The sequence below is a fragment of the Butyricicoccus faecihominis genome (assembly GCF_014648015.1).
Classification (GTDB): Bacteria; Bacillota; Clostridia; order Oscillospirales; family Butyricicoccaceae; genus Agathobaculum; species Agathobaculum butyriciproducens.
This window is the reverse complement of the sequence record NZ_BMQH01000003.1, coordinates 51,189-64,584: the sequence shown is the minus strand read 5'-3', so window position 1 is coordinate 64,584 and position 13,396 is coordinate 51,189. Positions and strand designations below refer to the sequence as shown.

Sequence of the window (13,396 nt, the reverse complement as noted above, 5' to 3'; positions counted from 1 at the left end):
AAGGAAAGGACAGGTAGGAAAATGAAAAAAAGATTTGTCAGCCTGTGTCTGGCAGGCTTGATCATGGTTGCACCGGCTTCGGCGGTGTTTACCGATATTTCAGACAGCAGGGTATCGCAGACGGCCGCCGTTCTGGATGCACTGGGTATCATGCAGGGCGTAGGCGGCGGCAGCTTCGCACCGGGCAAGGCGCTGACGCGGGCGCAGTTCTGCAAGCTAGCGGTTACCGCCATGGGTGTGACGGATGTAAGTCCGTATGCCAGCTACACGATTTTTCCGGATGTTAAGCATTCGCACTGGGCAGCGTCGTATATCAACGCGGCAGTACGCCATCCGGAACTGAAGGAAAAGACCATTATCCGCGGCTATGCGGACGGCAGCTTCGGCCCGGATAAGATTGTCAGCTACGGTGAGGTCTGCACCATGCTGCTGCGTATGCTGGGCTATAAAGAGGAGGACGTCGGTCCGTTCTGGCCTGCGGACTATATCGCGCAGGCACAGGCCATCGGTCTGACGGACGGTGTCACGATTGCGGATGCACATGCCGCAGTCAAGCGCGGAGACGCGGCGGTGCTTCTGCTGAACGCTCTGAATACGGATAAAAAGGGAGAAGAAGGCAGCACACTGCTCGACAAGGTCGCGTCCTCGACGGTCAAGGACTGCATTCTGCTCGAGACCGGAAAGACATACAGCGCCCTTGCTGCGGATGCGGCATTGTTCTATGAGGACGGTGTTGTGGATACGGAATCTCCCCGTAAGACCGCCGGTACGCTGGACAGCAGCATGATCGGCGTATACGGCACGATCGTTATCGGCAAGGGCAGCAGCAAGGTTGCGGTCGGTGTGATTCCGAACGGCAACAAGACCGAAACTTATGAGGTTGTCAATGCGGCAGCAGATCGTATCGTTACTACGAACGGAACACTGCGTCCGGACCGTAAGACCAAGCTGTATATCAGCCGCGACCATGCCATGGGCGAGTATGAAAATGTATGGGCGAACCTGCAGTCCGGCGACACGCTGGCCCTGTACTACAATGAGTACGGTGTGCTGCAGCTGATGGCAGTCCTGCCGAAAACGACAGCAGGCGCCGCGCACTCGTTCGTTTACGGCCTGGCGACATCGCGCAGGATTCCGGCGGAGTATACGATCATCAAAAACGGTGCGAAGATCGACGCGAGCAAGCTGAAAAAGTACGATGTTGTGACGCTCGATGCCGCAAACCGTCAGGCGATCGTTTCGGATACCAAGCTGAGCGGAAAATATCAGACCGACTCGACAACGTACAGCCATCCCTCTCAGGTGGAGATTTTGGGAAAGAAATTCTCGGTTTCCTCCGAGGCGGCGGCAACGTTCAAGGATATGAAGCTGAACGATTACATCACGCTGCTGTTTGACGCGGACGGCAATGTTGCGGCTGCGTATCCGAAAAAGGACGTCAGCGCGGAGATGCAGGGCATTGTCACCAAAATTGACGGGAAAAAGGCTACGGTCACGCTGACAAACGGTCTGACCCTGCGGGATATTCCGATCGCTAAGGACGTAAAAACCGATGTGATGGGTCGTCTGGTTACGGTCAGCCAGTCCGGTGATGGGGCAGACCTGATTCGCCGCACGCTTTCCGGAAAGACCGCCGGAAACTGGTCTGTTGCGGAGGGCAAGCTGGGCGGTAACGCCGTTTCCTCCAAGGTACGCGTGTATGAGGAGGTGCTCTCCGGCGCACCGCTGAACGCGATCAACGTCAGCGATATTGACCTGACCTCGGTTCCGGCTTCGCAGATTAAGTATACCGTGCAGGATAATGCAGGTACGGTTACGAATATTGTTCTGGGCGATGTGACCGGAGAAAGCTGGATTTATGGTATTGGCTATGGCAAGCGGATCAAAGGAAATCTTCATATACCCTCTAATTGGAATGATATGTCTGAAGAGAAACAGAAAGAATATGAAAAAGACCCCGATCACTACAACTATACATATGCGGTTATTCCTAAATACTGGGAGAACGGAAAAACGGTAGAGGATAAAGAATATCGTGTAGTATCTCTGCCGAGCGGCTTAAACGGCAATCCGATTGGCATTCCCAGAGGGTACTCAACCGATGCAAGCATCGTCAATACCTCACTGGATACGCTCAAGCTGACATTGATCGACACGGTAAAGCCGTCGGCATTTGACGGTTCCTCCGGTGTCCGTACCAAGGACGGCTATTACGAGCTGGCAGAGAATATCGGCGTTTATATCTCGGAGCAGAACAGGTTTATTTCGCTGCAGACGGCGAAATCCAACTATACGAGCTTCCGCGTATACGCCAATAAAACGGCGGAAAATGGCGGAAAAATCCGTGTGATTGTCGCTTCGTGATTTGCTGTGTGCTGCGGCTATACCTTTACGTTAAATAATTGAAATTGCAAAACGGATGCTTCTCTGTGCTTGGAGAGGCATCCGTTTTGTTTCGGCTTGAATTTTAATGCAGTCTGCGAGATTCATAAACGCCACAAAAGCAACAAAAAACCGCCTATTCATTACGAATAAGCGGTTTTACATGGTCCGAGTGACAGGACTTGAACCTGCGGCCTCTTGACCCCCAGTCAAGCACGCTACCAGCTGCGCTACACCCGGATTTGCAACGGTCTATCAAACCTTGCCTAAATAGGATACCAAATCCGGAGGGAAAAGTCAAGCGTTTTGTGAAAATTCCTGCAGAAAATTTGCTTTGCAGCGCTTGCTTTCGGTGCAGTCGAAACAACCATCGCATACGCTGCACCGTATGCGATACACCGCACTTTTCCCATCATAGCACCTGTTTTCTCTCGATACAAAAAAGGAGCCCGCAAAGGTCTGATGTTGATAAGGAACAAAAACCAAATCACACAAAAGACGGCTGAAAAGGCTTGGGTTACAACAAAATAAGCAGAAAACGGCACTGTTTTAGAACGGTGCCGTTTTTTGCTGCCCAGATTGCCCTACGCTGTCGCAGAAATGGAGGGCAATCATCATGTCAGAACCTATCACTTTGGATTATTATTACGGCTTGGAAGCCGAGCAGTACACTTTCTTCCGCATCCCCAAAATTCTTTTCAGTCCCACCTACAAGACGCTCAGCGTGTCGGCAAAGATGCTTTATGCGCTCATGCTGGATCGCATGAGCTTGTCCGCACGCAACCGCTGGATGGACGAGGATGGGCGTGTGTTCATTTACTTTCGCATGAGCGAGATCATGAGTGCTCTTGGCTGCGGTCACAACAAGGCAATCGCCCTGTATGCCGAATTGGAGAAGGTTGGTCTTATCGAACGCAAGAAGCAAGGCATGGGCAGACCTGCTAAAATTTATGTCAAGAACTTTATTCCCAAAACCGGAAGTCAGCGCCCCAAAAAGGAAGTACCCGCAACGCCTGTTAGTGAGTATGATGACTTCCCCCCAGCGGAGCGTAATAATAAGAACTACAAGAATAATACTTACATCAGTGATACTGATCCATCCATCTATCCGGAACAATCGGAAGTCACAGAGCCGGAGAATCAGCCGGAGCAGATAGATACGATGGATACGACAGACGAGTACAGAGAACTTCTCGAAGAAAATATCGACCTTGCCTACCTCCGGCAGAACGGTCACGCAGACGATGAGCTGCTGGACGAGATCATGGACTTGTTGGTAGATACCGTCACCAGCCGAAAGCCAACGATCCGCATCGGCGGCGAGGACCTACCAACGGAGGTCGTGCGAAGCCGCCTGCTCAAGCTGGACGCCAGCCATATCGAGTATGTGCTGGACAGTATGCTCCAAAACACCACCAAAGTCCGCAATATCCGCGCCTACCTGCTCACATCGCTCTATAACGCCCCAACTACCCTCAGCAGCTACTACACCGCATTGGTCAATCATGACCTGTACGGCGATCGGTAGCTGCTTTTTTCATATCCGGCGTAAGTTACGCTGAAAAATCTCACGCGCACCGTGGCACGAAACGCGCCTGGTGCGCGTTTCGTGTCATTGGTGCCTGCGGCGATCAGCCGGGAAAGGACACCTATGACGAAGAACCGAGATCAGCGGCGTAGACTCTTTTGCATCCTGCGCCGCATCATCGTGCCGCCCTGGAGCACTGTTGAAAGCAATTTAGTTCCAGAAACGGAGGCGAAAATGGAAAAACAGCCTAAATATCAAGTTATCTACGCAGACCCGCCGTGGCGCTATCAGAGAAAGCGCGGTGCCGGAGTTGCAGAAAACCACTATCCAACGATGAGCGTGAAAGAATTGTGCGCCCTGCCAGTGCAGAACTTGGCAGACCATGATTGTGCATTGTTTCTGTGGGTGACACTCCCCATGCTCAGAGAAGTATGGTCCGTCATAGAGTCGTGGGGATTCCAGTTCAAAACCGTGGCTTTCGTATGGATCAAGCAAAACCGAAAAAGCAGTAGCTTGTTTTGGGGCATGGGATTTTGGACCCGTTCTAACGCTGAATTGTGTTTGCTTGCAGTGCGCGGGCATCCCAAGCGCTACTCTGCCGGTGTGCATCAGGTCATTATGAGCCATATCGAAGCGCACAGTAAAAAAACCGGAGGAAGCGCGCAGACGCATAGAGCAGCTTATGGGAGATGTTCCGCGTATTGAGTTGTTCGCCCGCCGCAAATCGCCCGGATGGGCTGTATGGGGTAACGAACTGGAGAGTGATATAGCATTTGGAAAACCCTGCGTACCACAAAAGAAAGAATAACAAAATCGAGGAGGAACTTATGACAAAAATGATTTCTGGCAAAAGAACAGCAGCGTTGTTGCTGGTCATGGCGCTGGTATTCTCCATGCTGCCTACCGCCTTTGCCGCGCAGCAGAACAGCTACCATGACCCCGCCGAGCACTGGATGCAGGCATCCGGGCGCACCAATGAGCTGGACGCCAACAGCGTTGTAACTCATGAAACCTTTACTTGCCACGAATGCGGCAAGCAGACTTCGTTCCTTGCCTTTCGTGTGCCGGAGTACACGAAGAACGGTCAGCCGGCACTCAGCCGCAATGTGAAATACTCGGACGGCACGCTGGTCGGCGGCACCGGCAAGGGTGACACGATGGACGGCGTTCCCGGCAAAGACGCAACTTACACCGGGTATCACTACACGAAAGCCGTCTGCGAAACCTGCGGCGGCATCAACACCAACATGGCAACGACGGACTACGGCTATCTGAAAAATGTGTACTGGCTGTACGACTGTGCGGCTGAGTTCACGCAGAAGTTAGACGAAACCGTTTCCTACGAGTACACGGACGATACCTATCACACTGTCACCACCAAGGGCGGCACCTACTGCGCGTTCTGCTACGGCACCAATCATACGGTCAGCCGCAAGCTGGAGCGTCACAGCATGGTAACAGAGGTGCTGCCCCAGCCGGCAAACGGACGCTTCGCTACGGTGGAGAAGTGTAGCCTGTGCGACTACGCCCGCTATGACTACACGGCGGCAAAGGCGGTCATTGCAGACTATTACGGCGTGGTGGACGGCAAGCCCCACACGATCACCGTCAGCGACCTCTCGGAAGCCGGCGTCCGCACCGCTATCCGCTACGGCAATAGCGCAGACAGCTGCACCATGACCTCTGCACCCAACTACACAGAAGCCGGTCAGTACATGGTCTACTACGAAATCACCTACAGCTACAAGGGCAAGGAAATGACCGAGAACGGCGTGGCAAAGGTCTGGTTGCATGACGAATCCACCAAGGATGACGGCTCTTGTGCCTGCGGCTGCGGAAATCCAAACTGCGGCTGCCAGAACAAGAATTGCAATGGAAATTGCTGCACCGACAAGGACTGTGGTGAAAACCACAAGTATATTCTGCTGGACAGCACCAAGGCCGGCTGCACCACCCTCGGCTATGACCGCTATCTCTGCACGGAGTGCGGCAAGATCGAAAAGCGCGATTATGTGGACTCTCTGGGCCACGCATGGCAGAGCATCGTCATCCGTGACGCCACCTGCGAAACGGACGGCAAGCTGCTGGAACTGTGCTCCCGCTGCGGCGAGATGAAGCAGACGGCAACGCCCAAGGGCGAACACAAATACCGCACTTATCCTGTAGCCGCTACCTGCACGACTCCCGGCTACACCGTCCGCGAGTGCGCCGTCTGCGGAGATCGTCACATTGAGGACATCACGGCGGCACTGCCCCACAATTACGAATCCCATGTCATTGCCGCTACCTGCGAAAACGGCGGCAAGACCATCCACCGCTGTGACGGCTGCGGCAGCAGCTTTGTCACGGACTACACTGACGCACTCGGCCATAGCTGGGATGAGGGTACGCTCGTCACCAATGCGACCTGCACCGGCGAGGGCGTGATGGAATACCGCTGCACCCGCTGCGGCTATCACCGCATCGAAGGCAACGAGGCGGCAGGTCATGTTCCCGGCGATGCCGCCACCTGCACCCAGCCGCAGCTCTGCACCAAGTGCGGTGCGGTGCTGAAAAACGCGCTGGGACATGATTACAAGTCCGAAGTGACCGCCCCCACCTGCACGGAGATGGGTTACACCACCAACACCTGCACCCGCTGCGGAGACAGCAATAAGACTGACTACACTGAGCCTGCCGGTCATAAGCCCGGCGATTGGATCATCGACAAGGAGCCGACTACGGACTCCGAGGGCAGCAAGCACAAGGAGTGCGAGAACTGCGGCGAGAAGCTGGAAACGGCAGAGATCGAGAAAATTTACAACAGCGGCACCACGGACAGCAAGGGTGAAGCCGTTGTGAGCGGCTACCTTGTGACCGTCACGGACACCGATACCAAAAATCCCGTGGCAAACGCCGCTGTCGCACTCCACAAGGATAACAGCATCTCCATCCGCCTGCCGAACAGCCGCCTGCTGGACTACGCTGATCAGACGACCGTGACCGTGCAGCTTGTCAAGGACAAGTCCGCTGTGCCGGACATGAGTATTTCCGTTACGGACAAGAATGACAACTACGCCTCCGACAAGACCGACAAGGCCGGTCAGATCACCGTCCCCACCGGCAGCGGTAAGACCAACGAGGACGGCAAGGTCACCGGCGGCTATGAGGATGCGGACGGCGACCGTTGGACGCTGACCGTCAAGGTCATCCGCACGGACACGAAGCGCCCCATCTCCGGCAGCGAGGTGTCCATCGGCAAGACCGGCAATATCACAGTGAAGCTGCCAGACGGCACGGATCTGGACGCCAAGCATCAGGTGACGGTCATTATCACCGACCACAAGAAGAACCCGCAGGAGAATAAGAACATCACTGTCAAGGGCGATTTGAACCAAACAGAAAAGGGCAAGACCGATAAAAACGGTGAGCTGACCGTCCCCGAAGTGGAGCAGACCGAGCGCCACGGCGTTTATATCGTCGGCTACACGGACGGCACCTTCGGCCCCAGCCGCAGCATGACCCGCGCGGAAGCCGCCGCGATCTTCGCCCGCCTGCTGGCGGAGAAGAACGGTGACACCATTTCCACGGCGGCAAATACCAAATTTGCGGATATTCCTGCACACGCATGGTACTCTGGCTATGTGAAGTACCTCGCCAACAATGGAATTACCTACGGCAAGAGCAAGACCGTCTTTGCCCCGAATGATGCTATCACCCGCGCGGAATTTACCACGATGGCGGTCCGCTTCTTTGATGTTTACGGCAGCGGTGACGCAGAGATCATGGAACAGTTCAGCGGCTTCCACGATGTTTCCTCCGGCTATTGGGCGGCGGAGTACATCAAGTACGCTGCGCTCCACGGCTGGATCAACGGCTATGGGGACGGCTCGTTCCACGCAGAGCGCGAGATCAACCGTGCCGAGGTCGTCACCATCGTCAACCGCCTGCTGGGACGTGAGGCGGACGAGGACTATATCGCGGACAATCTCCGCAAGCTCAACACCTTCCCGGATGTCACGAAGCGCCATTGGGCATATTACGCCGTCATGGAAGCCGCCAACGCTCACACCGCCGTGCTGGGCGAGAGCGAAAGCTGGAGCAAGTGATTTTCGGTTTCCCCTGCACCGAAAGGATGGTGATGCACCATGCAGGAGGAACTGGAAAAAAAGACAGTGGTTGTGATCACGACCGGCGCAAAGCTGACGGAAAGGCTGCTGAAAAGTCTGATCCGCAAGGCGCTGGCAGAAATGCAGCGCCAAACGCAGAACCCGAAAGTCTACCGAGGTAAGCAGTCAGTAAAGCACCTGTTGCAGCAAGGCGGCGGTGCATCCACCATTGAGGTGTCCAGCGCCAGTATCCGCACCTTTGAGCGTGTTGCGCGAAAATACGGCGTGGATTTTGCGGTCAGAAAGGATAGCGCGGCGGAAAAGCCGCGCTATCTCATCTTCTTCAAGGCACGGGACGCCGATGCGATGACCGCTGCCTTTCAGGAATATACGGCAAAGGTCGTGCAGCGTGAGAAGAAACCGTCTGTTCGGGAACAGCTTGCCAAGCTGCGGATCGCAGTGCTGGACAAGGAAGCGGCTCCGGCGAAAACCAAGGACAAGGAGGTGTCGCTATGAGGAAAATCTCAAAGCCGGATGCCGCCACCCTCAAAGCACTGTTGCCGTATGGCATGATCGGTCTGCTTACGACCAAGCTGGGGCAGGCATACCGGTTGGCGACCGGCGCGGACATTATCGACCGTCTGATGAATACGGTCATGGTGCTGGGGCGCGTGATGGAGCATCCACTGCCGAGCCTGCACCCGTTTGACCTATTGGTCGGTATGTGCTGCGGTGTTCTGCTGTGGCTGACGGTGTATTACCGGAAAAAGAACGCAAAGAAGTTTCGCCACGGTGCCGAGTACGGCACCGCCCGCTGGGGCAATCAGAAGGATATTGCGCCGTTCATCAACGACGATTTCGCACAGAATATCCTGCTGACGGACTCCGAGCGCCTGACATTGGGGCAGATCGCGGACCCGGAAAAGCGGAATGTGAATCTGAATGTACTGGTGCTGGGCGGCTCCGGCTCCGGTAAGACCCGCTATCATATCAAGCCGAACCTTTTGCAGATGAACGCATCGTATGTATGCTCGGACCCGAAAGGTACGGTCGTGGAGGAAGTGGGACAAGTTCTCATCAAGAAAGGACATTACAAGCTAAAGATCCTGAATACCATTGATTTCAGCGCATCCATGCACTATAACCCATTCCATTATCTGCACAGTGAAACCGATATACTTTCGCTGGTCACAGTTATCATGGCGAACACCCAGAGCAAGGAAAAGGGCGGCGATGATTTCTGGCAACAGGCAACGGCACTGCTGCTCCAAGCGCTGATCGCCTATATTTACTATGAAGCGCCGGAGGAAGAAAAAAACTTTGCGATGCTGCTGGATATGCTCAATGCCTGCGAGTGCCGCGAGGGGGATGAGAATTTCAAATCTCCCGTAGACCTGCTTTTTGATAAGCTGGCAAAACGCGAGCCGGATCACTTCGCAGTGAAGCAGTATACCAAGTTCCGCCAAGCCGCCGGCAAAACGCTAAAATCTATCTTGATTTCGTGCAGTGCGGCGCTGGCTCCCTTCGATATTCAGGAAGTGCGCGACATGATGGCGTATGACGAAATGGAATTGGAAAAGCTGGGCGATGAAAAAATCGCACTATTCTGCATCGTATCCGATGTAGACCCGACCTTCAACTTCCTCTCCGCAATGCTCTACTCGCAGATGTTCAATGTGCTGTGCGACCGCGCATTGAAGGTCTATCACGGGCGTTTGCCGGTCCATGTGACTTGCCTTTTCGATGAGTTTGCGAACCAGAAGATCCCGAACTGGGAGCATCTGGTCAGTGTCATTCGTTCCCGCAATATATCAGCACATATTGTGTTGCAGACCTATAGCCAGCTCAAGGGAATGTATAAGGACAACGCTGAAACCATTGCCGGATGCTGTTCCACGATGCTCTTTCTGGGCGGCAAGGAGGAAAGCAGCCTCAAGATGGTGTCTACTATGCTTGGCAAGGAAACCATCGACGCAATGAACACCAGCGACACCCGCGGCAGTCAGCGCAGCTATGGTCTGAACTATCAGAAACTCGGAAAAGAGCTGATGAGCGTTGATGAATTGGCGGTCATGCCGTCGAGCCGGTGCATCATGCAGTTGCAGGGTGTGCGTCCCTTTTACTCCAAGAAGTACGACCTGACGCAGCATCCCATGTACCGCTATACGGCGGATGCCAACAAGAAATACACCTTGAATGTCAAGCAATATCTATCTCACCGGCTGCGTTTGCAGCCGGACGAAACCTACGAGGTCTATGACCTTGGGGTGGCCGCTGACGAAGCGGTATGACCTGCCCGCTGATCTACCAATTTGGCATGATCGGCGGGCAGTTTTTCATATATCCACATTTTCAAAACATAGGAGGACAATTTTATGGAATTTTTCAGCTCTGCGGTTTCCGCACTCTCTACGATGGTCACGGCGATCGGCGGCGTGGTCGGCATCTGGGGCGTTATCAACCTCATGGAAGGCTACGGCGGCGATAACCCTGCGTCCAAAAGCCAGGGCGCAAAGCAGTTCATGGCTAATTAAAGGGAACAAAAAGAAAGGGAATGCACAATCCAGACGGTATCAGCGGCAGGCTACAAGAATAAATTGTGATTTCACAAGATTGGTGTTATAATAAGAGAAAAGTTCCTGCCGGGGCAACCGCCCCGGTGGTATGGATAGAAAGGCAGGAAAACAATATGCACATCAGCTATAAACCACTCTGGCACACACTGTTAGAGCGTGATATGAGAAAAGAGGATTTAAGGCTTGCTGCTGGTATGACAACAAATATGATTGCCAACATGAGCAAAGAGGGAAAGCACATCAGCATGGATACATTAGCCCGTATCTGTGAAACTCTGAATTGTGAGATTACTGATGTGATTGAGTTAGTACCAGACGAGCCTGCTTCCACAGGAGGTAAGGAACATGAGCGAATTGAAACCAAGAATAACGGAAAACGGAATTGATTATATCCTTGTCGGAGATTACTACATTCCAGGCTTGAAACTGCCGGAGGAACACCGCCCTATCGGAAAGTACGGACGAATGCACCGGGAATATTTAAGAGAAGTCCACCCAGCCAGATTGAATACATTGATACTGACCGGAGAATTGTTGACATATCTTGCAGACCTGAATGAACAGGCACAAAAACGGTTAGACACTATCATGGAGCAGATGAAAGCTACCGAGGGCGTGACAGAGGAATTGAAGTGTACCCGACAAATGGAATGGGTGCAGCGTTGCAATAACATTCACAACAGGGCAGAAGAAATTGTTTTGTATGAGATGATTTATTCATAACGGGAGCAATTAAATCGGAGGTATATAAGATGATTGAAATTGTATTTGGTGAAAGTGCCTGTGGAAGTTTGAAAATTGCCCAAACTTACGGCAAGGGAAAGTATAGAGGAAGTGCTGTTTCAATATTTATGAGGCACGAAGACGGGAGTGTTCCATCTTCAGATGAAATGAAAAAGGCACAGCTTCAAGCACAGGAACAAGAACGCATTGCTTGGGAGAATGCTATTCCATTGGGAGGCAAGAGCAGTGATGTTTATTGTTTTGATATGGCTCTTAGTGTGGGAGATATTTCTGATAATGGAATTGGCGAACAGCGGAAAAATATTTTCAAGAAAATGCTGTCTGTCTGCTTTGTAGAGGATTTAGATTATCAGGTTGAAGAAAAAATACAGAAAATTAAAACTACATTGACCTCAGTGATTGAACGATATGTAGCTGGGGAAGAAATTCGCATTTGGTATAGCTATAATCCAGATGAGCTTTGTGGTATGTATTGGCTTATGAAACAACTTCAACCATTAAACTGCCAGACAACAATTTATTTGGTTAAGTTACCTACATGGGAATATGGAAAAGAAAATACTATGACATCCAAAATAGCATGGGGCGAGGTCTCTCCTGGCGAATGGGGAAACTATATAACTCTACAAGAGAAAGCTAATCCTGTATTTCTTTCAGCTTGTACTATGAAATGGAATCAACTTCAAAATGAAAATGCACCTTTGCGTGCAATGTTAAATGGTAAATTGCAAAGCGTTTCAGAAGATATATATGATAGTTTCATTCTTCGTGAAATTGCGGAACAGCCAGAGCAATTCAAAATGGCTATTGTCATAGGTAATGTTTTAGGAAAATATCAACTTGGAATTAGTGATGTATGGATTTCCAATCGCATTGATAAAATGCTTGAAGATGGTGTGTTGGAAATTATACAGGACGCACCAAAGGGAGAAACAAATTATCGCCGAATATTAAGAAAACGAATGAAATAATAACCACAGCACAAACCGCTGCTACATGGAATCCAACAAACCATGCAACAGCGGTTTTCCTTTACCGTTTTTTCCTCTGGCTGATAGGTGTTCCCATTTTCTTTGATTTTTTGAGAATACGAATGAACCAGCGAAATTCTTCTTCTGACAGGTTTTTATAGTTGATACCAAGCTGCTTGCAGTAAAGGATAACCAGTTTTTCATCTCGACTGCCCTTGAAATTTTCGACCGCTTCCAGATTTTCTTTCAGTTCATCGGCAACGGTAGTTTGGGGCGCACTCTCGCTGTCCTTTTTGTGGAATTCCCGAATATCCCGGATAATCAGGTTGAGGTCATCCAGAACCATGTGACTGAAATACTCATCATCACTGATATGTGCGGCTTGCAGCACCTTCAAATGCGGGTCATCTTCGCCGGGGCGATACCGTTCAATAATTTCATGCCGGACGGTATCAACAAGGGAGTTGAGATTTTGGATTTGCATGGTGGCAATCCCGTCCACATAAATCTCAATGTCCGCAAGAAACTTGATAAAGTCCTTATGGGTGGCAAGTTCGCAGAGCAGACGGTTGTTAATCCGACCGCTTTTCAGCAGTGCCACCATCTCATCGTTCAAATGCAGCTCCGTCAGTGGCGTGTTGATCTGCTCCCTGTTCTCTGTCCGGCACAGCAGATAATCGACGGAAACCCCATAGAAGTCTGCCAGCGTGATAAGGTTGCCATGATTGATTTCCTTATAATCCTCTTTTTCATAACTGCCAAGGGCTGATTTAGAAATGCCCGTCAGCTTTGATAGTTCTTCCAGATTTAAGCCTTTGTCTTTGCGGAGTTCCCAAAGGCGTTCCTGTATGCTTGTTGCAACTTTCATGGGCGCACGCTCCTTTCCGGTGGTTTTATTTCTGCCGTTTAACTGGATTATATCACACTTTCCGCAATCGTGGAAATTTCTGATTTTCCCCCTGATTCCTACTTTGTGGATATACGGCACAGGGCACAAAAATGTTCTATGATACAGGTAGTTCATCGATGGATTATTCCAATCGAATGACCAGCCTGTGTGGGATATGCTTCCCCGGCGATGTAGCGCCATGACTTTTGGCAGGGATA

At 51.8% G+C, this 13,396-nt stretch carries 9 protein-coding genes, 1 tRNA gene and 2 pseudogenes; 10 read left to right on the top strand and 2 right to left on the bottom strand.

From position 1 onward, the window contains the following. Positions 1 to 21: 21 nt before the first annotated feature. Positions 22 to 2,364, top strand: coding sequence for an S-layer homology domain-containing protein (locus IEY11_RS03515; RefSeq protein ID WP_188885814.1), 2,343 nt, complete (start codon positions 22 to 24; stop codon positions 2,362 to 2,364). 182 nt (positions 2,365 to 2,546) lie between these two features. Here the strand turns inward: IEY11_RS03515 and IEY11_RS03510 are convergent. Continuing rightward, positions 2,547 to 2,622, bottom strand: a tRNA-Pro gene (locus tag IEY11_RS03510). Between the two features lie 376 nt (positions 2,623 to 2,998). Here IEY11_RS03510 and IEY11_RS03505 point away from each other — a divergent pair. From IEY11_RS03505 to IEY11_RS03465, 9 genes and pseudogenes are all read left to right on the top strand, one after another. Continuing rightward, positions 2,999 to 3,910: a DUF6017 domain-containing protein gene (locus IEY11_RS03505; protein ID WP_188885813.1), complete on the top strand. Its 912-nt coding sequence runs from the start codon at positions 2,999 to 3,001 to the stop codon at positions 3,908 to 3,910. A gap of 234 nt (positions 3,911 to 4,144) precedes the next feature. Continuing rightward, positions 4,145 to 4,718 (top strand): annotated as a pseudogene (locus IEY11_RS03500) (MT-A70 family methyltransferase). A 19-nt stretch (positions 4,719 to 4,737) separates the two neighbouring features. Further along, entirely contained in the window at positions 4,738 to 7,998 is a 3,261-nt protein-coding gene (locus IEY11_RS03495) for an S-layer homology domain-containing protein (RefSeq protein ID WP_188885812.1), read from the top strand. Between the two features lie 39 nt (positions 7,999 to 8,037). Continuing rightward, positions 8,038 to 8,514 (top strand): PcfB family protein, encoded by a 477-nt coding sequence (locus tag IEY11_RS03490; RefSeq protein WP_118760671.1) that lies wholly within the window; start codon positions 8,038 to 8,040, stop codon positions 8,512 to 8,514. Then, positions 8,511 to 10,289 carry a VirD4-like conjugal transfer protein, CD1115 family gene (locus IEY11_RS03485; RefSeq protein WP_188885811.1) on the top strand — a complete coding sequence of 593 codons (1,779 nt, stop codon included), beginning with the start codon at positions 8,511 to 8,513 and terminating at the stop codon, positions 10,287 to 10,289. The genes IEY11_RS03490 and IEY11_RS03485 overlap by 4 nt, the downstream gene beginning before the upstream one ends. 84 nt (positions 10,290 to 10,373) lie before the next feature. Beyond that, a pseudogene (locus IEY11_RS03480) lies at positions 10,374 to 10,526 on the top strand (Maff2 family mobile element protein); the annotation flags it as partial. Positions 10,527 to 10,597: 71 nt separating this feature from the next. After that, complete coding sequence (locus tag IEY11_RS03475) at positions 10,598 to 10,960, top strand: helix-turn-helix domain-containing protein (RefSeq protein ID WP_005335920.1); 363 nt, start codon at positions 10,598 to 10,600, stop codon at positions 10,958 to 10,960. After that, the gene (locus IEY11_RS03470) at positions 10,920 to 11,297 is read left to right on the top strand and encodes a TnpV protein (RefSeq protein WP_005335912.1); all 378 of its coding nucleotides are present in this window, start codon (positions 10,920 to 10,922) and stop codon (positions 11,295 to 11,297) included. Before IEY11_RS03475 ends, IEY11_RS03470 begins: the two co-directional genes overlap by 41 nt. A gap of 29 nt (positions 11,298 to 11,326) precedes the next feature. Beyond that, positions 11,327 to 12,289 (top strand): DUF3658 domain-containing protein, encoded by a 963-nt coding sequence (locus IEY11_RS03465; protein ID WP_005335911.1) that lies wholly within the window; start codon positions 11,327 to 11,329, stop codon positions 12,287 to 12,289. A 61-nt stretch (positions 12,290 to 12,350) separates the two neighbouring features. Here the strand turns inward: IEY11_RS03465 and IEY11_RS03460 are convergent, their stop codons facing one another. After that, on the bottom strand, positions 12,351 to 13,157 hold the full coding sequence (locus tag IEY11_RS03460; protein WP_008372835.1) for a helix-turn-helix domain-containing protein: 807 nt from the start codon (positions 13,155 to 13,157) through the stop codon (positions 12,351 to 12,353). Positions 13,158 to 13,396 lie beyond the last annotated feature (239 nt).

What these genes read in the sequence shown, in the direction of transcription:
- IEY11_RS03515 (WP_188885814.1), top strand. Translation starts at nt 22, where the DNA reads ATGAAAAAAAGATTTGTCAGCCTGTGTCTGGCAGGCTTGATCATGGTT.
- IEY11_RS03505 (WP_188885813.1), top strand. Translation starts at nt 2,999, where the DNA reads ATGTCAGAACCTATCACTTTGGATTATTATTACGGCTTGGAAGCCGAG.
- IEY11_RS03495 (WP_188885812.1), top strand. Translation starts at nt 4,738, where the DNA reads ATGACAAAAATGATTTCTGGCAAAAGAACAGCAGCGTTGTTGCTGGTC.
- IEY11_RS03490 (WP_118760671.1), top strand. Translation starts at nt 8,038, where the DNA reads ATGCAGGAGGAACTGGAAAAAAAGACAGTGGTTGTGATCACGACCGGC.
- IEY11_RS03485 (WP_188885811.1), top strand. Translation starts at nt 8,511, where the DNA reads ATGAGGAAAATCTCAAAGCCGGATGCCGCCACCCTCAAAGCACTGTTG.
- IEY11_RS03470 (WP_005335912.1), top strand. Translation starts at nt 10,920, where the DNA reads ATGAGCGAATTGAAACCAAGAATAACGGAAAACGGAATTGATTATATC.
- IEY11_RS03465 (WP_005335911.1), top strand. Translation starts at nt 11,327, where the DNA reads ATGATTGAAATTGTATTTGGTGAAAGTGCCTGTGGAAGTTTGAAAATT.
- IEY11_RS03460 (WP_008372835.1), bottom strand. Translation starts at nt 13,157, where the DNA reads ATGAAAGTTGCAACAAGCATACAGGAACGCCTTTGGGAACTCCGCAAA.